Origin of the sequence: Microbispora sitophila (assembly GCF_014892245.1) — a bacterium.
In the GTDB taxonomy this organism is placed as follows: Bacteria; Actinomycetota; Actinomycetes; order Streptosporangiales; family Streptosporangiaceae; genus Microbispora; species Microbispora siamensis.
Genome location: NZ_JADBGC010000053.1, coordinates 1 through 23,726 on the forward strand (window position 1 = coordinate 1; position 23,726 = coordinate 23,726).

Annotated in this window: 26 protein-coding genes and 5 pseudogenes; 9 read left to right on the forward strand and 22 right to left on the reverse strand. The window is 66.5% G+C overall.

What is annotated here, in order from left to right; translation table 11 throughout:
- Positions 1 to 1,099: non-reducing end alpha-L-arabinofuranosidase family hydrolase (locus tag IL992_RS44725; protein WP_319019240.1), on the reverse strand; the 1,099-nt coding region annotated here is incomplete at its 3' end.
- A gap of 1,402 nt (positions 1,100 to 2,501) precedes the next feature.
- Between IL992_RS44725 and IL992_RS44730 the strand changes: the two genes are divergently transcribed.
- The gene (locus IL992_RS44730; protein ID WP_193209361.1) at positions 2,502 to 2,975 is read left to right on the forward strand and encodes a 5'-nucleotidase C-terminal domain-containing protein; all 474 of its coding nucleotides are present in this window, start codon (positions 2,502 to 2,504) and stop codon (positions 2,973 to 2,975) included.
- 279 nt (positions 2,976 to 3,254) lie between these two features.
- Here the strand turns inward: IL992_RS44730 and IL992_RS44735 are convergent, their stop codons facing one another.
- The 3 genes from IL992_RS44735 to IL992_RS44745 all read right to left on the reverse strand — a co-directional run bounded on the left by IL992_RS44735 (position 3,255) and on the right by IL992_RS44745 (position 5,374).
- A complete protein-coding gene (locus IL992_RS44735) occupies positions 3,255 to 4,427 on the reverse strand; it encodes a hypothetical protein (RefSeq protein ID WP_193209362.1) in 1,173 nt (390 codons plus the stop codon).
- Positions 4,424 to 4,903: a SigE family RNA polymerase sigma factor gene (locus IL992_RS44740; protein WP_193209363.1), complete on the reverse strand. Its 480-nt coding sequence runs from the start codon at positions 4,901 to 4,903 to the stop codon at positions 4,424 to 4,426. The genes IL992_RS44735 and IL992_RS44740 overlap by 4 nt, the downstream gene beginning before the upstream one ends.
- A gap of 330 nt (positions 4,904 to 5,233) precedes the next feature.
- Positions 5,234 to 5,374 carry a hypothetical protein gene (locus IL992_RS44745; RefSeq protein WP_193209364.1) on the reverse strand — a complete coding sequence of 47 codons (141 nt, stop codon included), beginning with the start codon at positions 5,372 to 5,374 and terminating at the stop codon, positions 5,234 to 5,236.
- Between the two features lie 69 nt (positions 5,375 to 5,443).
- Here IL992_RS44745 and IL992_RS44750 point away from each other — a divergent pair, with 69 nt between their 5' ends.
- Positions 5,444 to 5,623, forward strand: coding sequence for a hypothetical protein (locus IL992_RS44750; RefSeq protein WP_193209365.1), 180 nt, complete (start codon positions 5,444 to 5,446; stop codon positions 5,621 to 5,623).
- The gene (locus IL992_RS44755) at positions 5,565 to 6,044 is read left to right on the forward strand and encodes a type II toxin-antitoxin system VapC family toxin (protein ID WP_193209366.1); all 480 of its coding nucleotides are present in this window, start codon (positions 5,565 to 5,567) and stop codon (positions 6,042 to 6,044) included. The genes IL992_RS44750 and IL992_RS44755 overlap by 59 nt, the downstream gene beginning before the upstream one ends.
- Before the next feature lie 20 nt (positions 6,045 to 6,064).
- Here the strand turns inward: IL992_RS44755 and IL992_RS44760 are convergent, their stop codons facing one another.
- The 4 genes and pseudogenes from IL992_RS44760 to IL992_RS44775 form a co-directional block, all read right to left on the reverse strand.
- Positions 6,065 to 7,513, reverse strand: coding sequence for an SMP-30/gluconolactonase/LRE family protein (locus tag IL992_RS44760; RefSeq protein ID WP_226874947.1), 1,449 nt, complete (start codon positions 7,511 to 7,513; stop codon positions 6,065 to 6,067).
- Positions 7,514 to 7,976: 463 nt separating this feature from the next.
- Positions 7,977 to 8,078, reverse strand: a pseudogene (locus IL992_RS44765) (peptide-methionine (S)-S-oxide reductase MsrA); the annotation flags it as partial.
- A 26-nt stretch (positions 8,079 to 8,104) separates the two neighbouring features.
- Positions 8,105 to 8,521, reverse strand: a complete 417-nt coding sequence (locus tag IL992_RS44770) for a PIN domain-containing protein (protein WP_193209367.1) — start codon at positions 8,519 to 8,521, stop codon at positions 8,105 to 8,107.
- Positions 8,497 to 8,808: a hypothetical protein gene (locus IL992_RS44775; RefSeq protein ID WP_193209368.1), complete on the reverse strand. Its 312-nt coding sequence runs from the start codon at positions 8,806 to 8,808 to the stop codon at positions 8,497 to 8,499. Before IL992_RS44775 ends, IL992_RS44770 begins: the two co-directional genes overlap by 25 nt.
- A gap of 84 nt (positions 8,809 to 8,892) precedes the next feature.
- Between IL992_RS44775 and IL992_RS44780 the strand changes: the two are divergent.
- Positions 8,893 to 9,270: pseudogene (locus IL992_RS44780) on the forward strand (transposase); the annotation flags it as partial.
- 137 nt (positions 9,271 to 9,407) lie between these two features.
- Here the strand turns inward: IL992_RS44780 and IL992_RS44785 are convergent.
- Entirely contained in the window at positions 9,408 to 10,808 is a 1,401-nt protein-coding gene (locus IL992_RS44785) for an FAD-dependent monooxygenase (RefSeq protein WP_193209369.1), read from the reverse strand.
- Between the two features lie 73 nt (positions 10,809 to 10,881).
- On the opposite strand from IL992_RS44785, the gene IL992_RS44790 reads away from it, so the two are divergent.
- Positions 10,882 to 11,523 carry a TetR/AcrR family transcriptional regulator C-terminal domain-containing protein gene (locus IL992_RS44790; RefSeq protein ID WP_319019241.1) on the forward strand — a complete coding sequence of 214 codons (642 nt, stop codon included), beginning with the start codon at positions 10,882 to 10,884 and terminating at the stop codon, positions 11,521 to 11,523.
- Between the two features lie 400 nt (positions 11,524 to 11,923).
- Here IL992_RS44790 and IL992_RS44795 read toward each other — a convergent pair whose 3' ends face one another.
- On the reverse strand, positions 11,924 to 12,871 hold the full coding sequence (locus tag IL992_RS44795) for an SDR family NAD(P)-dependent oxidoreductase (RefSeq protein WP_193209371.1): 948 nt from the start codon (positions 12,869 to 12,871) through the stop codon (positions 11,924 to 11,926).
- 105 nt (positions 12,872 to 12,976) lie between these two features.
- Between IL992_RS44795 and IL992_RS44800 the strand changes: the two genes are divergently transcribed.
- On the forward strand, positions 12,977 to 13,642 hold the full coding sequence (locus IL992_RS44800) for a TetR/AcrR family transcriptional regulator (protein WP_193209372.1): 666 nt from the start codon (positions 12,977 to 12,979) through the stop codon (positions 13,640 to 13,642).
- A gap of 127 nt (positions 13,643 to 13,769) precedes the next feature.
- A complete protein-coding gene (locus IL992_RS44805) occupies positions 13,770 to 14,042 on the forward strand; it encodes a hypothetical protein (protein WP_193209373.1) in 273 nt (90 codons plus the stop codon).
- A gap of 201 nt (positions 14,043 to 14,243) precedes the next feature.
- Here IL992_RS44805 and IL992_RS47365 read toward each other — a convergent pair.
- The 3 genes and pseudogenes from IL992_RS47365 to IL992_RS44815 form a co-directional block, all read right to left on the reverse strand.
- Positions 14,244 to 14,342 (reverse strand): annotated as a pseudogene (locus IL992_RS47365) (peptide-methionine (S)-S-oxide reductase MsrA); the annotation flags it as partial.
- 28 nt (positions 14,343 to 14,370) lie between these two features.
- Complete coding sequence (locus tag IL992_RS44810) at positions 14,371 to 14,889, reverse strand: type II toxin-antitoxin system RelE family toxin (protein ID WP_193209374.1); 519 nt, start codon at positions 14,887 to 14,889, stop codon at positions 14,371 to 14,373.
- Between the two features lie 3 nt (positions 14,890 to 14,892).
- Complete coding sequence (locus tag IL992_RS44815) at positions 14,893 to 15,201, reverse strand: type II toxin-antitoxin system prevent-host-death family antitoxin (protein WP_193209375.1); 309 nt, start codon at positions 15,199 to 15,201, stop codon at positions 14,893 to 14,895.
- Positions 15,202 to 15,303: 102 nt separating this feature from the next.
- Here IL992_RS44815 and IL992_RS44820 point away from each other — a divergent pair, with 102 nt between their 5' ends.
- Positions 15,304 to 15,663, forward strand: a complete 360-nt coding sequence (locus tag IL992_RS44820; RefSeq protein ID WP_193209376.1) for a hypothetical protein — start codon at positions 15,304 to 15,306, stop codon at positions 15,661 to 15,663.
- 136 nt (positions 15,664 to 15,799) lie between these two features.
- Here IL992_RS44820 and IL992_RS47370 read toward each other — a convergent pair.
- The 8 genes and pseudogenes from IL992_RS47370 to IL992_RS44855 form a co-directional block, all read right to left on the reverse strand.
- Positions 15,800 to 15,898: pseudogene (locus IL992_RS47370) on the reverse strand (peptide-methionine (S)-S-oxide reductase MsrA); the annotation flags it as partial.
- Between the two features lie 42 nt (positions 15,899 to 15,940).
- Positions 15,941 to 16,147 carry a hypothetical protein gene (locus tag IL992_RS44825; protein WP_193209377.1) on the reverse strand — a complete coding sequence of 69 codons (207 nt, stop codon included), beginning with the start codon at positions 16,145 to 16,147 and terminating at the stop codon, positions 15,941 to 15,943.
- Positions 16,148 to 16,154: 7 nt separating this feature from the next.
- On the reverse strand, positions 16,155 to 17,105 hold the full coding sequence (locus IL992_RS44830; RefSeq protein ID WP_193209378.1) for a class I mannose-6-phosphate isomerase: 951 nt from the start codon (positions 17,103 to 17,105) through the stop codon (positions 16,155 to 16,157).
- Positions 17,102 to 18,298 (reverse strand): ADP-dependent glucokinase/phosphofructokinase, encoded by a 1,197-nt coding sequence (locus IL992_RS44835; protein ID WP_193209379.1) that lies wholly within the window; start codon positions 18,296 to 18,298, stop codon positions 17,102 to 17,104. Before IL992_RS44835 ends, IL992_RS44830 begins: the two co-directional genes overlap by 4 nt.
- A gap of 1 nt (position 18,299) precedes the next feature.
- Complete coding sequence (locus IL992_RS44840) at positions 18,300 to 19,163, reverse strand: ketose-bisphosphate aldolase (RefSeq protein ID WP_193209380.1); 864 nt, start codon at positions 19,161 to 19,163, stop codon at positions 18,300 to 18,302.
- A gap of 33 nt (positions 19,164 to 19,196) precedes the next feature.
- On the reverse strand, positions 19,197 to 20,042 hold the full coding sequence (locus IL992_RS44845; RefSeq protein WP_193209381.1) for a carbohydrate ABC transporter permease: 846 nt from the start codon (positions 20,040 to 20,042) through the stop codon (positions 19,197 to 19,199).
- A 5-nt stretch (positions 20,043 to 20,047) separates the two neighbouring features.
- The gene (locus tag IL992_RS44850; protein WP_226874948.1) at positions 20,048 to 20,989 is read right to left on the reverse strand and encodes a carbohydrate ABC transporter permease; all 942 of its coding nucleotides are present in this window, start codon (positions 20,987 to 20,989) and stop codon (positions 20,048 to 20,050) included.
- Between the two features lie 55 nt (positions 20,990 to 21,044).
- Positions 21,045 to 22,334, reverse strand: a complete 1,290-nt coding sequence (locus IL992_RS44855) for an ABC transporter substrate-binding protein (RefSeq protein ID WP_193209382.1) — start codon at positions 22,332 to 22,334, stop codon at positions 21,045 to 21,047.
- A gap of 295 nt (positions 22,335 to 22,629) precedes the next feature.
- Here IL992_RS44855 and IL992_RS44860 point away from each other — a divergent pair, with 295 nt between their 5' ends.
- Positions 22,630 to 23,448: a DeoR/GlpR family DNA-binding transcription regulator gene (locus tag IL992_RS44860; RefSeq protein ID WP_319019242.1), complete on the forward strand. Its 819-nt coding sequence runs from the start codon at positions 22,630 to 22,632 to the stop codon at positions 23,446 to 23,448.
- Positions 23,449 to 23,471: 23 nt separating this feature from the next.
- Here IL992_RS44860 and IL992_RS44865 read toward each other — a convergent pair.
- Positions 23,472 to 23,726, reverse strand: a pseudogene (locus IL992_RS44865) (transposase); the annotation flags it as partial.

Below are 23,726 nucleotides of genomic sequence, written 5' to 3' on the forward strand. Positions count from 1 at the left end.
GCTTGTAGACCTCGACCGCCTCGAACAGGTTGGCCTGGGTGTCGCTCATGATCGTCGTGTAGTTCGAGCCGAAGCTGCCCGGGAAGTTCCCGATGGGCATGCTCTGCCGGTAGATCTTGCCGTTGTCGCCGGCGAAGAACAGGTACATGTTCTGGCCGTCGCCGATGAGCGTCTGGTCGATGGGGCCCGTTCCGGAGCCGGAGATGCTCGCGGTGGACAGGGTCTGCTGCGACGACCAGCCGTTCGGGTTGGTGGGGTCGCTGGAGGTCCGGTAGGAGAAGGCGGTCCCGCCCCACTGGTAGGCCAGCACCCAGATGTTCTTCGGGGCGAAGTAGAACAGCGTGGGCGCGACAGCGGAGAAGTTCATCGTGTTCTGGCTGGCCGAGGCCATGTCGGACCAGTTCGTGAAGAGGCCGAAGTTCATCGAACCCCAGCTCGATCCATAGTCGTGCGTCGTCGCGTAGACGAGGTGCTTGCCGTTGTAGACGACGTTGGTGAAGTCCTTCAGCGAGACCCACCCCGACTTCGGGTTCGCCAGCGCACCCGTCGACGTCCAGCGGTACGTCGACGGAAGATTGCACGTGCCGGTCGGCGTCACCGACGGGGACGGCGTCGAGCTCGGGCCGCCTCCGGAGATGCTCCACTTCTGGTTGGTCTGCCCGTTGCAGGTCCACAGTTGGACGGCGGTCCCGTTGGCCGTGCCCATGCCGGTCACGTCCAAGCACAGACCCGACTGCACGCCCCTGATGGAGCCGTCGGCGTTCTGCTGCCACTTCTGGTTGGCCTGGCCGTTGCAGGACCAGATGACGACCTTCGTGCCGTTCGAGGTCCCCTGGCCGTACGCGTCCACGCACCGCGTGCCGTTGAAGGTCCGCAGCTCACCGGCCGAGGTGAACTCGAACGCCTGGTTCGCCTGACCGCTGCAGTCCCAGATCTGCAGGCCCGTGCCCAGCGCGTCGGTGTTGCCCGCCACGTCCAGGCACCGCCCCGACGCCGCACTCACCAGCGGCGCCACCGCAGCCGACGCCGGCACCGACCACGTCACGGCGGCCGCCACCACCGTCGTCAGCACCGTGGCCAGCGTCGCCACGAGGCGCACGCCGACACCGGCCGGCGAACGACGCCGACCGCTCCTCACACGAATGGGGGGTGAATCCATTATTTCGTTCTCCTTGGGGGTGAAGGTGTGGCGAAACGGGCCACACCAGGGAAAACCGCAGTGGTCTCACGGGGCGGGCAGGGATAGTCGGCCGATCGGGACTGGATCCTGAGCCCTGCCGCCAAGAGGTCGACGGGTTCGCGAATCGTCTCCGTCCGGCCCGGTTCGTCGTCGTTCGCGTGCGGAGCTCGAGACCCGCATTCTTCGAGACCTCGCCCCCGGGCAGGGGCGACGGAAAGGTCGAGGTGGCTGCGGTGACGAGTACGCCCCCCTCAGCCGGCGCGCCACCGTACACAGCACGCCGTTCGAGGGGCGAAACCGCGGTTGCGCCGATCGTCGTCTGGACCGGGGTGGCGTCACCGTGGATTTGTTATCGCTAACATTATGTCGGCAACTCGGGCTCCTCTCCCTCGGCTACTTTGATTGCTGGTGCAGCGGAGCAAGTGCGACCAGGCGAAGGCCGCGTCAAGACTTCGGGCCCTCCCGATGTCGGCCACGCCTGGATGCCGCTAAGGTGGCGCGCGGCCGCGGACCGCCTCCGATCATGGAGACCCTCCTTCCCTAGGCCACGCGTGTTAGCGCTCACATTCTGCGACGCGAGGAGTCGTGTCCACAGGTGTCGATGCCGGTGGTTAATGGCGGATCAAACTAGGACTCGCCTGGTTGCGTCAAGAGGAAGATCGAGAGCTCCGGTGGCACTTCAACCTTCGGGAACGCACCTATCTGGCATTACCGGCCCGGCCCGCACCGTGAGCGAGACGGCTAGTGATGAAAGTTTCAACCGACCGCGCGCTGACGCCGGTGACAACCATGCCAAGTATTGGTTCTGCCGGGTTCGAGGTCTGGTGGACGTGGGTCGCGGAAGGCTGGGGTGGTGTCAGCTAGTGGGGTGTCCACGACCCTTGGCCGGGTCGGTCACTGCGCCGGAAGGAACCTCCGGTCCTCGCGAAGCCCGCTCCGCTGGGCCTTCGCTGCGGTCCTCGCTCCCTTCCGCTCCGCTCCCTCCACCCCGGTGAACGTTGGTGGACAGCGCACTAGCCGAGAACCGGCTCGCCCACGGCCGGGGGCCCAACCTTGCTGGTCGAATCGGAGGGCTGGTGGGCGTCACGGTCCTGGCGTCCGGTGCTTTCGTTCCCGCCACGCAAGCCGCACCCCAGCGATCTTTTTCCGGTACGGCTTCCGCCCCACTCGCATCGGCCGGAAATCCGGTGCAGAAACTCACCCTCTCATTCGAGCGAATCACTGCGACGAAGTGCCCGTTGACCTTCAAGGTCTACGGGACCTTCGAAGGACTCCCTCCGGGCCTGCAACTCATCCAATACCGCATCGTCGGCACCGAGCAATGGACGAGACCTCCGAGCCCATCGTTCGGACGCCCACCGGCGGCCCGTTGGCCGAACTGGTCGCCGATGCCAACCTCGACGCGGGCCCGGTCACCTACGAGGAGGTGTTCGCGACGCTTCCGGCCGGGTTCGCGGTGGACGTGTGGGCGATCCCCGGCGCCGCGCTGAAGTCCGTCCTCGCCCACCCGAATGCGCAGGGCTGGGTGCTCACGCCGTCGTCCTCGCTCCGCTACACACTGGAGGGCGGCGCTGTCACCGAGATGACGTTGAACGGCGTTCCGGTAACCGACGACCAGGTCATCGAAATCGCGGCCAACTACATCCTGGTGGGCGGCTACGAAGGTTTCCCCCGATGGCGGGGAGTCACCAGCGTCTATCGCGGTGGCCCTGACGACAGAGGGGCCCTGGCCACCTATCTGGTGAAGGACTCGCCGGTCGGCGCACCAGCCGGCGACCGGGTCACCGTCCGATGAGCATCACGTGAACGAGCTGATCACCGGATGGAATCCGTTCCGCCCGGCGATCAGTGACCCTGAGCCGGTTGGATGACCGGATGCAGATCATCGGCACAGCCCAGGACGGACGTTTCGGCGGCGCGCACGATCTTTCCCGCTAGTGATCACCACTATGGCGAGTGCCGGCTGACCTGCGAGGTCGCGTCACATGACGTGACGTCGGTGCCGCAGCAGCCGGCCGGCACATCCAGGCGATGCTCGGCAGCCCCGGCGGGGGCCGGAGCGCAGGTTCCTGGCCTAACGGTCCGAGTCATGAATGACGGCCCACTTGTCACCGCGCTTGAAGTAGAGCATCTCCGTACCGATGTAGAGAGTGGGGGATGCCTTGCGGTCGTTGCGAATCCACAGCCTGCCGGCTCGTGATGTGGCGAGATCGAAGATCACTGAGGCCTTCCGTCCCTGCTCGTCGACCTGAGTCATGGTGACGAAGCGGTCGGCCACGAGTGACCGGGGGCTGTCGCCCGGCAGGTCCAGAACCTGGCTGCCGTCGCGGCGGGTCGCCTGGTTGCCGGTGAGGCACCAGGTCACATCGCACCGCGCCTGCGCTGGATCGTCGAGCCGCTCCCCGGTGCTCAGGTTGAGCAGATTCGTCATGGCTGCCGGACCATCGGCGGGACGCCCCGCCCAGGGCCAGGAGAAGAGACGCAGCCCCTCCGTGCCCGGGACGAACGACGGTTCGCCGCCCGCCACCGGAACCTGGTTGACGCCCCCCGACTTGGTCGACGACCAGAAGATCCTGCCGCCTCCGACGGCCAGGTCCACACCGTGGATGGTGTCCCCGTTCACCTTGTCCACATCCAGCTCGGCCGGGAACGAGACCACCGTGCGGGGAGTGCCCCCGGTCACCGGAATCGTCATGATGTGGATGTCTCGGTCCACGTACTTGAACCAGGCGATCACGCCTTCGCCCACCGCCAGCGAGTCCACCGGCGCGATGGGATGGTCGATGATGGCCAGGCGCTGAAAGGTCTGCGATTCCAGGTGATAAGTCCACAATTCAGGCGCAGGATCGTCGCCCTTCTTCGACACGTACCCGAGCATGGTGCGTGAATCGATGAACAGCTTCGGCGTGAAGGCCTCACCGTTGGGGACCTTCCGAGGGACCTCCGCGATCACCGAAGGCAGCACCTGTTCCAGTGGCGGCGCGATCTCCTTCACGATCCGTGGTTCGTGAATGTGCGGCGCAGGCTTGGCCGTGACGGCGGGTGGCGACTCGGGAGCCCGCCATGTCACGGCTGACACCGCCCCGATCACCAGACAGGTGGCAATCGCGGTCGCCGACACCAGGCCACGGCGCGTGCGCCGGGTCTTCCCCACGGTCACCTGGCGCAGCAGATCCGGCGGCAGGGCCGGGATCCGCGCCTCCGCACGGGCGAACGTACGGCGCAGCGCCTCTTCGACGTCGTTCATCGCAGGCTCCTTAGGGGGTTGACGGTGTCACGCAGTTTGCCGAGAGCGCGGGATGCCTGGCTCCGTACGGTTCCGGGAGAAATACCGAGGATCTCGGCGATCTCGGCATCCGATCGGTCCTCGTAGTAGCGCAGGACCAGTACGGCACGCTGTCTCTTGGGCAGTTTGGCCAGTTCGCCCCAGAGGTCCAGCGGTGGCTCCGCCACCGGTTGCGGCTGTTCGGGCACCTCCCATGCCAGATGTTCGCGCCTGCGCCGCCTCCAGACGGAGATGTGCAGCCGGGTGATCGTGGTTCTCACGTAGCTCTCCGGGTTGTGCTTGTGCTGCACGCGCGGCCATGAGCTGCGCAGCCGTACCATCGCCTCTTGAACGAGGTCGGCGGCGTCGTGCGGATTGCCGGTGAGCATGTAGGCGTAGCGGAACAACCCATCGATCCGAGCGGCGGCGAAGTCCGCGAAATCCGGCGCGTCATCCACGGGCGGGAATCCTCTCGTTCATCCCGCCTGAGACGCACCAGAACCCCGAAATGTTGCATCATCTGGAATCCGCTGAAGTCGACAGGGGGCAGGCCGGCACGCCGGGGAACGGCGACAGACCGACCAGCATGGTGCCGACATGCCACGCCTGACGAGCAGTGCCGGATCCAAGGCCGTCATCGCGATGGCGCTACGGCGGCCTGACGATCCGCCTGCTTGGCGAGGACACGCCCGAGCGCTTCCAGGGTCGCGGCGGTCACCGTCATGCAGCCGCCGGCGTCGACCTAGCTGATCCGATAGGCCGTACGAGGGTCTCCTCCCCTGCCGTGCTCACTGCTCCGAACTCGTCAGGCCCATCGGGCAGGACCACTTGGACGGGTCATCCAGCTTGGTGCTCGTCCCGCCGAGGCCGCAGTAGCCGTTGGGCACCTTGAAGAGATATTGCTGGTGGTAGCGATTCACCTCAGGCAATAAGTTCTCCTCACCGCACTCTGTGGCATCTCACTGGCTGCGGGCAGGTCGGCGCCTACACTTGGCAGCATGGACTTGGACAACGAAGGCTGGGCCGACATCGAGGAGCCCCTCGACGAGCCCGCGCTTCCACGGCATCTCGCCGCGCTCGTCGGCGCGCTCCAAGGGCCAGCAGACCTCGGCGTCCATCATGACCGGTACCTCACCTATCCTCACCAGGAGGAGTCCGACGGAGCGATCACCGCGTGATCCTCTGCGACACGGGACCCTCGTCGCGGCATTCAACAGGGCGGACAAGGATCACGCCCGCTGTGTCCGGTTACGGGCGCAGAATTGGGCCAGACTCGTTGTGCCGTCGCTCGCGGTGACAGAGATCTGTCATCTACTCTCCGATCCGGTCCGTCGCGGCAGCCCCGCTCTGTTCTGCGCTGCCGTCGCCGACGACGAACTCCGCGTGATCGAAGTGACGCCTCACGACTATCGGCGAATGTCCGAGCTGCTCGCGGCCTACGCCTCGCTCCGCCCACAGGCTGTGGACGCCTGCGTGATAGCCCTTGCCGAGCGCTTCGACCTTCGCCAGGTCGCCACGCTGGATCAGCGCGACTATCTTGTCGTTGCCCCTCGTCATCATCCCAAGGGGCAACGACTCACGATCCTGCCCGGCGACTGATCAGCTCTCAGGGGAAAAGGTCAGTACGGCCAGCCAGGGACGTTCAGCCGGACGCGGTAGAGGCCGAAGTTGCCGGTGTTCCCGCCGCGGGATGGTGTGCCCGAGGTGATGTACAGCGTCCGGCCGTCCGGGCCGCCGAAGGCGACGTTGGTGGTGTTCAGTCCGGCGGCGATGGTGCCGAGCTGTACGCCGGACGGCGCGTACACGTGGACCTTGCCATCGTTGAAAGAGGCCTGGTAGAGATTGCCGGCACAGTCGATGGTCGCGCCGTCCGAGCCGGTCAGGGACGCGAAGTCGGCGCGGGGGCCGACGCTGCCGTCGGGGTTGACGGGCCACTTGTAGATTCGGCCCGTGCCGTTGCCGCCGACATAGAGCGTCTTGCCGTCGGGGGAGAGCACGATGCCATTCGGCTGCCGGATGGTGTCGTCGATCAGCGAGACGACGCCGTTTTTGACCCGGAACACGCCGGTGCGGCCGGACATCTGGTCGGGCCGGTTGCCGCGCTGGAAGTCGGGGTCGGTGAAGTAGACGGTGCCGTCGGCGCCGACGGTGAGGTCATTGGGTGAGTTGAAGGCACGGCCTTGGTAGGAGGAGGCGACCACGCCGCGCGTCAGGTCGGGCAGGCTGAAGGAGGAAATGCTGCGCTGGTCGTGGGTCGCGGCCAGCAGGGTGCCGCCGTCCCGGCTGAGGGCCAGGCCGTTGCTGCCGGCGTCGGGGATGAGGGTCTGGAAGGTGTTCGGCTCGGTGTACCGCAGAACGTCCGATGGCTGGACGCCTTCTGGCCCGGTGCCGTCGCGCATGAGCGACAGCAGCAGGGTCTGGGTGGTGGCGTCCCAGACCGGGCCTTCCAGGAAGTTGAACCCGTCCCGGATCTTGGTGGCGGTCACCGACGATGCCGGCAGCGGGTTGGGGTAGGTCGTGCCTGGCGTGCACGGTCCGACCCCGGGGCGCGGCATGCCCGGCGTGGTGGTGACGGTCGGCGTGGGTGTCGGGGTCGGCGTCGGCGTCGGAGTGGCTGTGACCGTGGGGGTGGGGGTGGGGGTGAGGGTCACGGGGCCGCTGCACATGGCACCGTTGAGCCAGAAGGTGGTGGGTACGGGGTTGGCGCCGGTGAGATTCGCGGTGAATGCCATGCCACTGGCCGTGGCGTTGGTGGCGATGGAGCCGTTGTAGGACATGCTGGTAGCGGTCACGTGCGCGCCGGACTGCGTCCAGGTGGCGTTCCAGCCGGACGCGATTCTCTGGCCGGAGTCGGGGAAGTCGAATTCCAGCTTCCAGCTGCTGATCGGATCGCCGAGGTTGGTGATGGCCACGTCGCCTTGGAAGCCGCCGCTCCATTGGTTGACGATTTTGTAGGTCACCTTGCATGCGGCGGCGGCCGCAGCCGGCGTCGTCACCGTTGTGACCCCACCGGCGGCGACCAGCGCGGCCAGTCCGGTGGCGGCGACGGTGGCGAGACTCCGTCTCATCAGGAAGTCCTTTCGCGAACGACGACGGGCGACTGCCGCCCGTGTCAGGGTGCCGACCGGGGCCGGGAGGCCACCGGCACGCACGCGGCGCACCGCTGGCCCCGCGTCCCGAAATTAAGCGACTAAGTGGGCGGTCGCGATCGGTCGCCCGGTGCGGCGTTCGCCATGCGAGACGCGGTGTGCTCACCTTTGTTGCGGTGGCCGGTCGTGCACCACGCCGGTGGCCGCCTCGGCCTGGGTGAACGCGACCGTCCGCTCATCCGGCGAGCCGATCGGCGGCCGAAAGGAGCCCAGGCCACGGCGCTGAAACGTTCAGTCCGCGTCGAACGCGCCGGGCGTGCATCGGGGGAACGTGCAGCGGTCCGGCCTTGTAGTGGAGGTTCTCGCCGAAAACGACTCTGGCCCTCGGTCGGCACCGGGTTAGCCGGGCAACCGAGGGCCAGGATCAGGCGGTTACCACAGGTCAGGTTTCGTCGATGGTCAGGCCGACGGGGCAGGAGACACCGGTGCCGCCGATACCGCAATAGCCGTTCGGCACCTTGAAAAGGTACTGCTGGTGGTAGTCGTATCGCTGGGGCAACAGCTCGGCACCTACACGCCCACGAGACGAACCGCCTTGCCGCAGAGCTTGCTCATGTCGTCCTCATCCGAGGTGAGGATGACGACGGGCCGGGTGGAGCGAAGAGCCGTGGCGGCCACGACGGCATCGATCGCGTACTTGTGGCCGTGAAGGCCGCTCTCGCGGAGCAGGTCCAGCGCGTGGACGGAGACCTCCTCGGTCACCGGCTCGACGCGCAGTCGGGACAGGTGCCAGCGCAACCGATCGTTTGTCACCCGGCCGTCGAAGGCCTCGATAGGCGTCAAGGCGCTGACCGCGACGCGGAAGTCGTTGTTCTGCGCCTCTCGGACAATCGCGGTGACTCGTTGATCGGCCGCGCACCACTTCGAGAGTCCCTCGGAGTCAAGGATGACCGTCCCCGCACTCAGCTTGCTTCGTGCGCGTGCCATCCACGCTCCTCCTGTAGCTCCGGAGCGGACTTCACGCTACGGAACAGCTGCTCAGCCTCGTCCCGCAGATGCTGTGGGATGGGACCGCACTCGTTCTCGTTCGCCTGCAGGGCCTCCTCCAGCAGGTCCCGCTCGATCTGCCGCTCCACAGCGGCGTCGACGTAGGCAGAAAACCCGCGCGCGCCGACACGCTCCTTGATGGCGCGGATGTTGCCGGCCCGCAAGGAGACGCTCACCTTGGCCGCGGGCCCTTCCCCTGGCCGGAAGGCCTGTTCAGGCGTACTCATAACGGCAGTTTACTACTTCAAGTAGCAAACCATCGGCACCGGAAACATGAAACCTCCGAGTAGCGCGACGCCGCTCGGAGGTCTCACGACTGCACCCGCATACAGCAGGCGCTGCAGGCGATCCGCGTTCCCCGCCTCGGCCGCGGCCGGCCTCGGACGCGCCCTGACCACGTGGTGGCCGACAAGGGCTACAGCTCCCGCGCCATCCGCACCTACCTACGGCAACGCGGCATCAGCCACGCCACCCCGGAGCGGGCCGACCAAGTCGCCGGCCGCGCCAGGCGGGGCAGCAGGGGCGGCCGTCCACCGGTCTTCGACCCTCAGACCTACAAGCGCCGCAACGTGGTCGAGCGCTGCTTCAACCAGCTCACACAGTTCCGCGCCCTGGCCACCCGCTCCGACAAGACCGCCACCTCATACACCGCCGTGGTCACCATCGCAGCACTCCTGCTCTGGCTCTAGTCGATCACTATGAAGACAGGCCCTAGTGCCGCATCATCCGACGTTCGCCCTGTCGTGAGGTGACGGGAGGATGCTGCTGTGCTGAAGGGGAGGGTGATTGAGCCCGTTCTCGTATCCGGTCGAGTGCTCGAACGATGTCAACGCCAGGGTCGCAGGGCTGTGGACAACGCTTCACGGCCCAGCGACTCTTTCCAAGCCAGGTGCCCGTCGGGCCTGATCAGCAGCGGTTCTCCGAATCCCTTGAGCTCGTTCACAAGGCGGCTGTCCACAGGGTCGCTTGAGGCATCGGCCAGGATCGGGCGACCCGTGCGAAGGTGCTCGAACATCCGCGTCCCGTCGGGCAGGTCCCGGTCGGGTACGCGCGGTCCGAGTCCATAGGAGATGTCCAGCCCTGTGATCATCATGGCGATCTTCCGGTTCGCGTCCGGCGTTGCGAGCATGTCGCTCACGTGCGCTCGAAGCGCGTCCACATGCGCGCCGGGTGCGCTCAACGCGCTCTGCGCGCGCGTGTTCGACAGCACCCGGGCGCCCACGGGGTGCCGCTCTTCGTGGTACGTGTCGAGCAACTCCTCGTCGACACTCCCTCGCACGACGAGCGCCAGCTTCCAGCCGAGATTGAACGCGTCCTGCAGCCCGGTGTTCAGCCCTTGGCCTCCGGCCGGCGAGTGGATGTGCGCCGCGTCACCGGCCAGCAGCACACGCCCGGAGCGATAACACGCCGCCTGCCGCGCGACGTCGGTGAATCGCGAGATCCACCGTGGACTGTGCATCCCGAAATCGGTGCCCGCCACCCGGATGAGCATCGCCCGCAGATCTTCGAAACCGATGGCCGTCGAGTCGGCAACGGTTGCCCCGGCCTCGTCCACGATCACCCGCCGCCACCCCTCCTCGAAGCCGAGCACCGAGAAGTTTCCCCGTGGCGTTCGCTGGAGCAGAAACTGCTCCGCGGGCGGGTCGGCGAGTTCGACGTCCCCGAGGATCGACGTGGTGGTCGCCGGCGTGCCCGGAAAGTCGATGCCCGCCAGCCGGCGCACCACACTGCGGCCACCGTCACAACCGACCAGATAACGCGTCTCCACGGGCCCGGTCGTGGTCTCGACCACGACCGTCTCCGCGGCTGCCAACGCCGCGGCCGGCGACGCCGCACCCGCCGACGCTGGCCCTGGACGTAGGCCCGTCACCTCGACCCCGCGGCGAATCCGAATGCCCAACTCCCGGGCGCGAGCCTCGAGCAGCCGCTCGATCCGGCGCTGAATGATCACCAGCAGGAACGGATACCGGGTCGGCAGCCCTGACAGGTCGAGCGGCAGTCCGGCGAAGCGCGTACCCGGCAACGGACGCCCCTCAGCCAGGAACGGGTCGAGCATGCCCCGCTGATCGAGCACTTCCAGCGACCGCGGATGCAGCCCGCCCGCCCTCGAGTCACGCGTGAGCTCGGTCAGCCTTTCGAGTACCAGCACGTCCACCCCGGCCAGCCGCAGCTCGCACGCCAGCATCAGGCCGGTTGGGCCGGCGCCGGCGATGACTACGTCCTCCATGATCGCCCCTAACGATATTAGAGTAATCTCGAACATCGTTAGATGTAGCTCTAACGGTGCTAAATTGTCAACTGTGCCCATCACACCCGACCTGATCGCCCGGACCGGCCTGCGGCTGCTGAACGACGTCGGCCTCGACGGCCTGACCATGCGGATGCTCGCCAAGGAGCTGAACGTCCAGGCGCCCACGCTCTACTGGCACGTCAAGAACAAGCACGAGCTGCTCGACCTGATGGCCGGGCTGATCACGGCCGAGGCGGCCGACGGCGTCGAAGGCCCCAGTCGCAACGAGACCTGGCAGCAATGGATCGCCGGCCTCGCACGCAGAATGCGCGACGCGATGCTTCGCTACCGCGACGGCGCCAGGGTCACTGCCGGGTCCTACTCGACGGGTCCGTCCATCGGGCGGACGTTCGAACTGGTTCTGCGTACGCTCACCGACGCCGGCTTCTCGACCACCGAGGCGGCCCGCGCGTTCCCCGCCGTCCTGCACTACGTCGTGGGCTTCACGATCGAGCAACAAGCGCGCACGGGCGAGAATTACGAAGGCCCCAACCCCTATGCGCAGACGATGACCATCGACGAAACCCGGTATCCCCTGACGGCAAGCGTGACGAAGGAGCTCTACGCCGTCGACAGCGACGACAATTTCGAGTACGGCCTGCACATCGTGCTAGCCGGCATCGAGGCCGTTCGTCAGAAGGTCAGCGGATAGCGCAAGGAGTCAGACAACGGTATTGGACCTAGGACTCGCGCCCATGGACTTCGACAATGAGGCTGAGACCGACGTCGAGGAGCCCCCGGCCGACCCCGCGCTTCCCCGGCACCTCGCCTACGCGATGGCATGCTCGTCGTCTCGCGAACGAGCAGGTGAGACGGGTGCAGCTGAGGCCGGCGTCGGCCACCGATAAGCCTCGTCCGCCTCGATCGGCCGGCTATGAGGTCGAGGGGTCGGCCGCTACTCTCTCGAAGCACTTCAACCGGAACAAGCGCGTTGACCACGCGGCTGAGCGTGACGTCGGTCGTCAGCAGCGGCAGTTGTCGTTCCAACGCGGCCTGTACGAACAATGCGTCCGCTTGCGCCGCGATGAGCCGGCGCCTCCTCCCAGCGCGGGCTACATCGTGATGGCCGATCCGGAGGGAAACGAGTTCTGCTCGGACTGAACGACGGGGAACTTCACCCCGGTGAGGTCTTCGGAGACGGCCCACAGCCGCTGCTGGACGGCTATCTCGTACGACTCCGGGCTGGAGGTGACCAGCCGGGGGTGGCCCATGACCTCGAAGCGTCCGCCGGGACCGTAGTACTGGCCGCCGAGCACGGCGGGGTCGGTGGCGGCGCGCAGGGTCGGCAACGCGCCCATGGCCGGCGTCTGGGTGATCAGCGGCGCGAGCCAGGTGAGCGGAAGCCGGATGGCCGCGGGGGTGTTGCGGGCGAGCTCGGTGCTGGAGACGCCGGGGTGCGCAGCCACCGCGATGGTGGTGCCGTGCGCGGCGAGCCGGCGCTGCAGCTCGTACGTGAACATCAGGTTGGCCAGCTTGGACTGACCATAGGCGGCGACCCGGCTGTACGACCGCTCCCACTGCAGGTCGTCGAAGTGGATCGCGGCCCGGATGCGGTGGCCGGTGCTGCTGACCGTGACCACGCGCGAGCCGGGCACCGGCAGCATCAGGTCCAGCAGCAGCCCGGTGAGCGCGAAGTGGCCGAGGTGGTTGGTGCCGAACTGCATCTCGAAGCCGTCCCGGGTGGTCTGCTTCGGGGTGTACATCACGCCGGCGTTGTTGATCAGCAGGTCGAGCCTGTCGAGCCGGGACCGCAGCGCCGCCGCCGCGGCGCGGACGGAGTCGAGCGAGGTCAGGTCCAGCGCCTGCACGGTCACGTCGCCGGTCATGCGGGCCGCGGCCTGCTCGCCCTTCTCGACGCTGCGCACGGCGAGCACCACTGACGCCCCACGCTCGGCGAGCGCCTTGGCGGTCTCGTACCCCAGTCCGGTGTTGGCACCGGTCACCACGGCCACCCGCCCGCGTTGGTCCGGAATGTTCGCCGTCGTCCACTTCTCGCTCATGCGAGGCTCCTAGGTAACGTACCGAAGGTATCTTGTGCCGACGACGCTAAGGTACTCGCGGTACCTTGTCAACGTACCGGAGGTACTTAAATTAGACTGGCGGGCGTGGCTTTCCAGCGGGCGCGAACCGAAGAGCAGCGGGAGATCCGCCGACGGGCGATCCTCGACATGGCGTCGGCGATGCTCGACGAGATGCCCGTGGCCGCGGTCACCCTCAACGAGCTCAGCCGCCGGGTCGGCCTGGCGAAGCCGAACGTGCTGCGCTACTTCGAGTCTCGCGAGGCGGTGCTGCTGGAACTGCTGGACCGATTCCTGCAGGAGTGGCTGACGGAACTGGCGGGCGAGTTGGCCGCCGGCATCGACGAGGATCTCCCCATGGCGGAGCGAGCGGAAGCGGTGGCAGAGATCCTCAGCCGCTCACTCTCCAGCCGAGCGGTGCTGTGCGACCTCTTCGGCGCCCAGGGCAGCGTCCTGGAACACAACGTCTCCGTCGAGGTCGTAGCACGCTACAAGCGCGCCTCCCTGGACCGCCTGACAACCATGTCCGCCCTGATCCAGAACTACCTGCCGGAGCTGGGCGAGAACGCAACACTGTTCAGCCTGCAAACCATGGTCATGGCCGGCGCGCTGTCGGCGTACAGCACACCCCCACCCAGCCTGCAGGCGGCCTATCAGGCCGAGCCCGACCTCGCCCGCTTCCACCTGGAGCTGAAGGACTCCTTGAAGCTGGCCCTGACCGCAACCCTCCTGGGTGTGCTACCCCGCCACTGACCTGCCTTGCACTGGACAGGTCCTGGAGCCTCGATTCTGGGTCGGAACCAGGCCCGTCGGGCAGGCGGCCCACCCGGATGGGTCACCTAGCAGCTTGACGTTGGTGCCGCCGATGCCGCAGTAACCGTTGGGGTTCGCCGAACGACGTCGTGGCTTCCCGTGGTCCGATGAGGAGTACCCGGGTTTCGAACTCCTTGCCTACGTGGCGCTCGACGCCTACGAGCAAGTCACCGGCGAGACCTTGGACCGTCTCCATACCGCCGTCGAAGCTCGAGGATTCCGCAGTAGGTTTCCGCTTCTGGCGGCCGAGTTCGGCGAGCAAGACTGGGACATCGCCGATGAAGGGGAGGTCGCCCGTAGACTCCCCCGGCTGGCCCGCTACCTGACCAGCCCTGTCTGACCTCCGCGCTCCCCGCCACTACTGATCGCAGATATGCCCGCCGAACGAGAGGGATGCGGGCGCGGTGAGCGCTGCTTGCTCTCCGCGCGCACCGATACCGCAGATCCTTCCACCGCTGCGCGTCAGCTTGAATTCGATCTCGTCGTTGCCCCTCGTCATCTTCCCAAGGGGCAACGACTCACGATCCTGCCAGATAACTGATCAGGCTTCGCCGATGGTCAGGCCGACGGGGCAGCTCACACCCGTGCCGCCGATGCCGCAGTAGCCGTTGGGCACCTTGAACAAGTATTGCTGGTGGTAGTGATTCTCTTCGGGCGATAATTCGCAACTAGCGTGGCTTGGACCGGAAGTCGGCCCAAAGATCGACCGCCTGCTGCAAGTCGAGGGCGGCGACGTCCTCACGAGACATACCGACGGTATAGATCAAGCGATCCGCGAGCCAATCCGGCACCGGCTCCCGAGGAGGCGGTTGGTCGACGCGGATGTGATCGGCCAGCGCGCCCAGGCGTTCGATGATCTGCCCAAGCTGCACCACCTCGGGACGCCCCTCGCCGGCGGCACGAACCCTGGCTGTGGCCTCGGCGTAGACCTCGCCATCGGCCCTCTCGCCCACAGCCCATACTTCGCAGATCTCGATCGACTTGTCGTCCTTGATCCGATAGACGACCCGCCAGGTGTTGCGCCCGACCACGAGCTTGCGAAAGCCGGTCAGCTCCCCGCCCAGCGGATAGCCCGCCTCGGGATTGTCGAGCAAAAGAAGGATCTTCTTGAGCACCTTGGGCGCGGCGTCCGGACCGATTCGCCGCAGATCATCGACCGCCGGAGCCGTGAAGACGACGTCAGACACGGGCTACTCATCGTCCGGCAGCGCGGCCAGCGACTCCCGCGTGTGCCCGAAAGCAGAGAGCACGTCATCGAGCGAGACACGCTCCCCGGTGTCGGTGACCGAGCGCGCGAGCACGAGCGCCAAGTCCCGGAGGTCGGCCGCGGCCTCTTCGAGGTCATTAAGGCGACGGATGCTCACCACCGCCGCCACCGGCTGGTGGCGACGTGTCACCACCAGATCTGTCCCCTGCTCGGCGTCGGCCACCAGACGAGCGACCCCACGTTGGGCCGCCTCCGTGACGCTCAGCTCGGCGGCATCATGCAGCACCTTCATACCACTACTGTACAGATATCTGCACAGAACTGCACGGCCGAGATCGCTTCATGCCCAAAGTCCGCTTGCGCGGAGGATACAGGAGCCACAGGATGGCTCTCCGTGAGTGAGGCGCAGAAGAAGGGCTGGTATGCGGTTCGCTGCATTTTTCGATGGGGCGCGCCATACGACACCTACGAAGAGAGAATCACCCTCTGGCGTGCCGGTTCCGCAGAGGACGCCATCCTGCTGGCCGAACGCGAGGCTGAGGAGTATGTCGACGGAAGCCTTTTCGAGTACCTGGGCTTGGCCCAGTCCTACCACCTCGGCGAGGAAACCCCGGCGCACGGGACCGAGGTCTTCTCGTTGCTCAGGGACAGCGACCTCGAGCCGGATGAATACCTTGACACCTTCTTCGACACGGGAAGCGAGCATCAGGGGAAAATCGGCGAAGGCGGCACTACGGATGTAGCGGACGCTTGACCCGAGGCCAGCGACGGTGGGTCCGCCGACTCGACCCTCGGCTGTCGCGTGTCGGACTCCACTCGAGATCCCAGCCCTTCGGTCGGCACCGGGTCAGCCGGGCGACCGAGGACCAGGATCAGTCAGTTACCGCGGGTCAAGCTTCGCCGGCGGTCAGGCCGACGGGGCAGCTCACGCCGGTGCCGCCGATGCCGCAGTAGCCGTTTGGCACCTTAAAAAGGTATTGCTGGTGGTAGCGGTTCTTCTCCCGCAATAGTTCCGGAGACGCCCGCTCATCTCAGACAGGGACCAACTGCACTGCTTCCCCACACAGTTGGCTCATGTCGTCCTCGTCAGATCTCAGAACGATGGCCGGCCGCACCGAGCGCAGGGCAGTGACCGCGACCACAGCGTCGATGGCGTACTTGCGACCATGCAGGCGGGCGTCTCGAAGCAGCTCGATCGCTCGTGACGAGATGTCCTCGATGACCGGCTCGACAGACATGGGGCGGTCAGGCGGACGCCGAGAGGCGGATCACCTCGACCCGGCCGTCCAGAAGGACCGGGCCGGCGGCGTACGGAACCAGCAGCGTGTCTCCCCGCCGGAGCGACAGGTCGTCCTTGTCGCCGATCAATCTGCCCTCTCCGGCCACCACGACCAGCACGCTGAAGCCACGTTCCAGGCGTTCGCCGCCATACAGGCGGCGAACGGCGAAGAACTCGTCCGCGGCCTCGGGCAGCAGTCGCGCCGGAGTACCGCGGAGTCCGTCGAGGCGTGACGGCGTCCAGGCGCCGCGGTCGACGCACCGCAGGGCCAGGTCGTAGCCGAGGCCGAGGTGGCCGCCGGCAAGGCCGAAACCTTCGTACTCCAGCAGCACCGAGAAGTCGGTCGGCTCCTGGACCTCGACCAGCAGGATGCCGTCGCCGATCGCGTGCGGCAGCCCGGCCGGGCAGAGGATCGCGTCGCCGGCCGCAACCGGGATTTTGTTGGTGGCGGCGAGCATCGCCTCAGTGTTCTGCCCGTCCACCCAGCCGGCCAGCTCGGTGCCCTCCACGTCACGGGCGAAACCCAGATGGACGTACGCGCCGGGCCGCGCGGAGACGATCACCCATGCCTCGGTCTTCCCGTACGGCGAGGCGAGGTGCGCGGTGGCGAAGCGGCGGTCAGGGTGCACGTGCAATGGCAGCCGCTGGCCGGCGTCGAGCAGCTTCACCAGCACGCCGGTGTCGGCGCGTTCTGGGCCGAGCCACCAGCGCGGGTCCGCGGCGATCGCCTCGGCCAGCACGCGGCCGTCGGCCAGGGTGGACAGCCCGGATGGGGCGAGCCCGAACCTGGAGGTCACCGAGCCCACCCAGTCCTCCGGGCGGTCGGGCAGCCCCGGCACGTTGCGGAACTCGGCGATCCCGCCGGCGCCGCGATAGAACGTCTCGGGCTGGTTGGCAGGCAGTACCTCGACGGTCATCGATGTCCCTTCAGGGCCAGCTCGGCGAGGAAGCCACCGACGAACGTGTCGCCGAGCCCGACGGTGGTGGGATTCTGGACGTCGAGTGCGAAGCCGGGGACACAGTCGACAGTCGTCCCCATGCGCGAGCGCAGCGCCGCCGCGAAGGCGACGGACTCGGTCCGCCGGGCCAGTCGGCGCACACGCTCGACGTCCTCCTCGCTGAATTCGTCGCCGTGGCAGTAGCGGGTGGCGGCCATGACCGTGCCGGTGTCGAGGGCGTCGGCGTAATCGCCTGCGCCGAGCGCCGCAGCCCAGTACTTCGTGTGCAGCACCAGCGTCGGCACCGGGATGAGCTCGTGCACCGCCGTGAGTGCCTCCGCGACATCCTCGGCCGAGAGCAGGTCGACCGGGCGCCCGATGTACGACTGCAGCTCGTCCTCGTTCATTCCGTACACGTTGATCTCGTCGAGCAGCGCGTCCCGGACCCGGCGGCTGAAGGCGGGCTCATGGTATGCCGCGTCCTCGAAATAGACCACCGCCCCGTACGGCAGCTGCCGCATGTGCTCTTTCAGGGAGGCGAGCCTCTCGTCGAGCTCCGCCTCGTCGCGCATGGCGTTGAATCCGGAGATCAGAAAGATGTCCGCCTTGCCCAACCGGTCGCCGAGATCGTCGGTGAGCAGCATGGCAGCGTTCGCCGAGTCGTTGACGTAGATCAGGCGGTTCGGGAACGGCGCGACGATGTCGATGTCGCCCGCCCGGACCCGCAGGCCCTTGTCGTACTGGACGATCAGGTGTGGATAGAAGGTGTCCCCGACACCACTGTTGATGTACTCGCAGTCCGCCGGCAGCAGCCGGCGGAAGGTGTTGTTGACGCTGACCAGGTGCAGTGTGGATGGCACGCCGAGCCGGCTCATCACGATCCCGGCCCGCACCGAGGTGCCGCCCAGAGTTTCCCGATGCGGGTACCGGTTCGCGAAGGTCGACAGCGCCGGGGCGGAGGCGACGAAGTGTTCACCGCCTCCCCCGCGGGCAACGTACCCGAGGATCGACACCACGAGGTCCCGCTCACTGGTCACCGTGGCCGGCGACGTCAGCTCCGCGGCCACGATGCCGTACTCGGCGACAAGCTGTTCCAGGACACTGGTGGTCAGCTTCAACTCGTAGTCGACGCAACCGCCGAGACCAAGGATTATCCGGGACGCGTCGGCCATGTCAGTAGAGCGAGCCCTTACCGGCGGCGCCGAACAGCTCGATCTTCTGGGCGGCGACCACTTTCATGGCATCGATGCAGGCGGGCTGGATGGCGTTCGGCTCGCGCATCTTCCGGTCGTTGCCCAGCACCTCGCGCATCTTGTCGTGGTAGGCGACCTTGATATCGGTGGAGATGTTGATCTTGTTGATACCGATCCGCGCCGCCTCGCGGATCTCGTCGTCCGGGTTGCCGGAGCCGCCGTGCAGCACCAGGGGGATCTGCACCCGGCTCTTGATCTCCTTGAGCAGGCCGAGCTTCAGCTCGGGCTTGAGGTGGGCCGGGTAGAGGCCGTGGAACGTCCCGATCGCGACGGCGAGGCTGTCCACGCCGGTCTGCTCGACGAACGTGACCGCGTCGTCAGGGTCGGTGTAGATGATCTCGGCGGCGCCCGCCTCGGCGTAGCTGTCATTCCCGCCGATCGTGCCGAGCTCGCCCTCCACCGACACGCCCAGAACGTGCGCGGAGTCGGTGACCTTCTTGGTGATCGCGATGTTCTCCTCGAACGGCTTCAGCGACCCGTCGATCATCACGGAGGTGAAGCCGTACTGGATTGCCTGCAGGATCTGCTCATAGGTGGCGCCGTGGTCCCAGTGGATCGCGATGGGGACGCTCGAGTTGTGCGACCGCTCGACGATGCCGGTGATCATCTCGCGGCCTATGTGCCGCACCTCGTCCGGGTGGATCCCGACGATCAGGGGGGCGTTCGTCTCCTCGCTGATCTCCACGATCCCCTTGAACATCGCCCAGTCGCTGATGTTGAAGGCGGGCACGGCGAAGCTGTGTTCGTTGGCGACGTCCAGGATCGCCTTGCCGGTCGTCAGCATTTGTGCGTTCTCTCCTTTTGCGTGCTGGGTGTGTCAGGCCTTGACGGCGCCGGCGGTGAGCCCGCCGATGAACCGTCGCTGGAACAGGAGGAAGAGGAGGAGGACCGGAATGGACCCGAGGATGCTCATCGCCATCATCTGGTTCCACTCGTACGAGTGCTGGCCCATGAGCAGTTGGATGCCGATCGGCACGGTGCGCATGTCGTCGGTACGGGTCAGAGTGAGCGCGAACAGGTACTCGTTCCACGAGATCATGAACGTGTACACGCCGACCGCGATCAGACCGGGCACCGAGATCGGCACCAGGATCCGCCACAGCGCGGTCCAGCTGGTGCCGCCGTCGACCTTGACGGACTCGTCCAGCTCTCGTGGCAGCGTGTTCAGGTACGCGGTGATCATGATGATCGCGTACGGGAGGGTGAACACCATGTGCGTGAGGATCAGGCCGGGATAGGTGTTGTACAGCCCGAGCCCGACGACGAGCCCGAAGTACGGAATGACGAGCGTGATCGGCGGCACAGCCTGGACGCTGACGATCACGGCGTTGATGGTCTTCTGGAACGGGAACGTGAAGCGGCTGAACGCGAACCCGGCCAGGACGGCCACCAGCAGCGTCAGGATGGTCACCGCGAAGGCGACGATGTAGCTGTTGAGGAAGTACCGCAGGTGGGTGCCGTTGCCCAGGATCTCCCAGTAGGCGTCGAACGAGAAGCTGTTGGTGATGAGCTTCGGCGGATTCTGGAAGACTTCTCCGTTGCTCTTGAACGAGGTGGACAGCAGCCACAGGACCGGCAGGCCGGCGAACAGCCCGCCGATGACGAGGCCGGTGATGACGCCGGCCTTGGCGAGCGTGCGACGGGTCTTGATGGTGGTGGCCATGCGTCTCACCGCTCCCTTTGCTGGCGTACGTAGAAGAAGGCCAGGATCATCGTCAGCAGCAGCACGATCACGGCGGCGGCGGACGCGGTAGCGAACTCGTACTCGCTGAAGGCTTGCTTGTAGGTGTAGGTGCTGACCATTTCGGTGGCGTGCAGCGGCCCGCCGCCGGTCGTCATCCAGATCAGTGCGAACTGCTGGGATGTCCAGATCAGGTCGAGCACTCCCATGCTGACGATCACCGGTCGCAGTTGGGGCAGCGTCACGTGCATGAACTGCTGGAACCAGTTCGTCCCGTCCATCGCCGCCGCTTCGTACAGGTCGTTGGGGATTCCCTGCAGACCGGCGAGCAGGCTGATCATGAAGAACGGGTAGCCGGACCAGATGTTCACGAACGTGACCGCCCAGAGCGCCTTGCCCGGGTCGCCGAGCCAGTTCACGCCCTCCTGAATGAGACCAAACGTGTGCAGCACGTAGTTGACCACGCCGGACGGGTCGAGCAGCAGCCGCCAGATGACGGCGATCACCGCGATCGTGAACAGCCAGGGCAGGATATAGACGATTCGGAAAACGGCCTTGGCGACCCCGCCCAGCAACTGGGTGTTGAGCATCATCGCGAAGGCCAGGCCGAGAACCAGGTGGGCCACGGTGCTGACCGAGATGAAGATGGCGGTGTTCTCCAGAGCCGCCAGGAAGTCCGGGTCGGTGAGCACCTTGGTGTAGTTGGCGAGCCCGGCGAACACCGGGTTCTCCTGGACGATCACGTTGTCCTGGAACGAGTAGCTGATCACCATGACGATGGGGAGCACCATCAGGACCACGATCAAAAGCACCGTGGGGGACAGATAGCCGTACGGGATCAGGCGCCGGGCCAGGGTAGCGCGGGTCCCGCCGGGTGTGACTCGTTCCTCGGTGGGCGCCGCCATCTTCGGTGCCGTCATGGATGTCATCGCTTTCTCCTTGATCGCGCGCCGCGCGGGGGGACCGGCACGGCGCCCGGGCGGGCTACCCGATCACCGAGGACCAGGACTCCTGCGACTTGGCGAGGGCGTCGTCGACACTCGTCTTGCCGGTCAGCACGAGCTGGAGCTGCTCGTCGAAGCTGCGCATCAGGTCCTCGGACTTGGGCAGGCCGACGAACTCGTTGGCGGGGTAGCCCTGCTGGTAGATGTCGAAAGCGGTCTTGAACAGCGGGTCACTGTTGCCGAAGTCGGGCTGGGCGTTCTTGTTACCCGGAAAGCCATTCGCGATCGTGCTCAGCTTCGCGTTGGTCTCCTTGCTGAGCAGGTAGGACACGAACTTGAACGCCTCGGCCTTGTGCTCGGTGGAGTTGGAGATGCCGATACCCCACGACGCGTACGGGATGCCACGCTTGCCGGTGTAGCCATCGTCGGCCGGAAGGGCCGCCACCTCGAAGTTCAGATCCGGCTTGTTCTTCTTGATCAGGTTGATGTGCGCGAGCGAGTCGATCATCATGCCGACCTGCCCGTTGATGAACTTCTCGACCTTGTCCTGTTCTTTCATGGTGAGCGAGCCGGGGGCGATGACGCCCGCATCGTTCAGGCTCTTCACATACTCGACCACGCTCTTGACCTGCGCGCTGGTCAGGTTTGGCTTGCCGTCGGCCAGCATGCTGCCGCCGGACGCCCAGAGCCAGGACATAACGTCGTTCTGGATGCCGTTGGGGACGGCGCTGTCGAGCGGGAGCGCCCAGCCCTTCACGTCACTGCCGGATGCGCTGATCTTCTTGGCCGCGTCGAGGAACTGGGTGCGCGTGGTGGGCACCTTGGCGACGCCGGCCTTGGTGAGCAGGTCCTTGTTGACGAAGAGAGGGTAGACGAAGTTGACCACCGGGATCATGTAGGTCTTGCCCTTGACCTGCACCTGACTGGCGAGCTGGCCGGCGTCGTACTTCGCGTCGGCCATCAGCTTGGACAGATCGGTGATTGCGCCCTGCTTGGCGAAGTCGTTGACCCAGGCGCCGTCGAGGCCCACCACGTCGGGCAGGGTTTTCGACGCGGCGCCGGTGATCAGCTGCTGCTTCGTCGAAGCGTACGGCGCGCTCAGCAGCTTGATCTTGATGTTCGGGTTCTTGGCGGTGAAATCGTTAACGATCTTGTCCAACTCCCCGGCAGGGAGTTCAGCCCCCCACCACTGGGCGAACTCCAGCGTCACGCTGCCGTCCGAGGCGGTGTCGCTCGAGGAGCCCGAGCCGCACGCCGCCACGAACGCGACCGTCGCAGCCGCTGTCGCTGCCCCTATCACTCGCTTCACCCGGGTTGCACCAACCGCCATGACGGGCTCCTTCTATAACGAGATCTTTCCGTCTCCTGCCGAGTTGGCGTCACGTTAGCAGCGCGTTACGGACGCCTACAAGAGAAGAACCGCAAAAAACTGCGAAGTATGGCATACTGTGGTGCCTGAAGCAGGATCTGGAACGCCATTGCCACTCTCTGATCTGTAGAGATCTCCGCCGCTACCGGCCTTCGGTCGACTCTGCCCACCCTTGCGGCTCTCAGCAGATCTATGCGGCAATCTGCTCAGTAGACGCGGACTTGTGGCATACTGCCGCACTGACAAGGGGGACTCAGTGAGCGTTGACAAGGACGAGCGGCAGCGCCACCTACCCGCCGGGCGCAAAGCTCAGCTGGCTGCGTACGTGGCCGACACCGGCCAGGTCACAGTGAGCGAGCTGGCCGAGCGCTTCGGCGTCTCCATCGACACCGTGCGACGCGATCTCGATCAGCTGGCCGCCGAGGGCATCCTCGTGCGTACATACGGCGGCGCTGTCAGCCTGTCCACGGTCTCCCGCACCGACCGCGCCGTCGACCAGCGGCTTGCCGTGCAGGAGCAGGAGAAGGAGAAGATCGGGGCACTGGCCGCGACACTGGTCGAGGACGGCTCGACTATCATGATCAACGGCGGGACGACCACCCTTGCGCTCGCCCGCAGTCTGGGCCAGCACCGCGACCTCACGGTGGCGACAAACAATCTGCTGGTGCCGAGCGCGCTCCCGCCTACGGCCATCCGCGACATCTACGTCTTCGGCGGCGCGGTGCGCGCGCTCACCCTCGCCACGATCGGCCCGGTCAGCTTCCGTGCCAACACCGGCGCCGAGCTGGACATCAGCTGCGATCTGGCGCTGATCGGCGTCGGCGCGGTCGCCGCCGACGCCGGCTACACGACGAGCAACCTCGCCGAAGCCGCGATGATGCAGGAGATGATCTCCCGTGCGGGCCGCGTGGCGATCCTCGCCGACTCCTCCAAGTTCGGCCGCCGCCTGTTCGCCCAGGTGTCGGAACTCGGCGCCGCCGACTACCTGATCACCGACACCGCACCGCCACCCGACCTGCGGGGCGCCCTTAAGGCGAGCGGCGTGGAGGTGCTCACCCCCGCAGCCAAGCCCTAGACCGGTGGACGGCCGCCCCTGCTGCCCCGCCTGGCACGGCCGGCGACTTGGTCGGCCCGCTCGGGGGTGGTGTGGCTGATCCCGCGTTGCCGTAGGTAGGTGCGGATGGCGCGGGAGCTGTAGCCCTTGTCGGCCACCACGTGGTCAGGGCGCGTCCGAGGCCGGCCGCGACCGAGGCGGGGAACGCGGATCGCCTGCAGCACCTGCTGCAAGCGAGTGCAGTCGTTGACGTTTCCGCCGGTCACCAGGAACGCCAGCGGCCGGCCGCGTCTGTCACA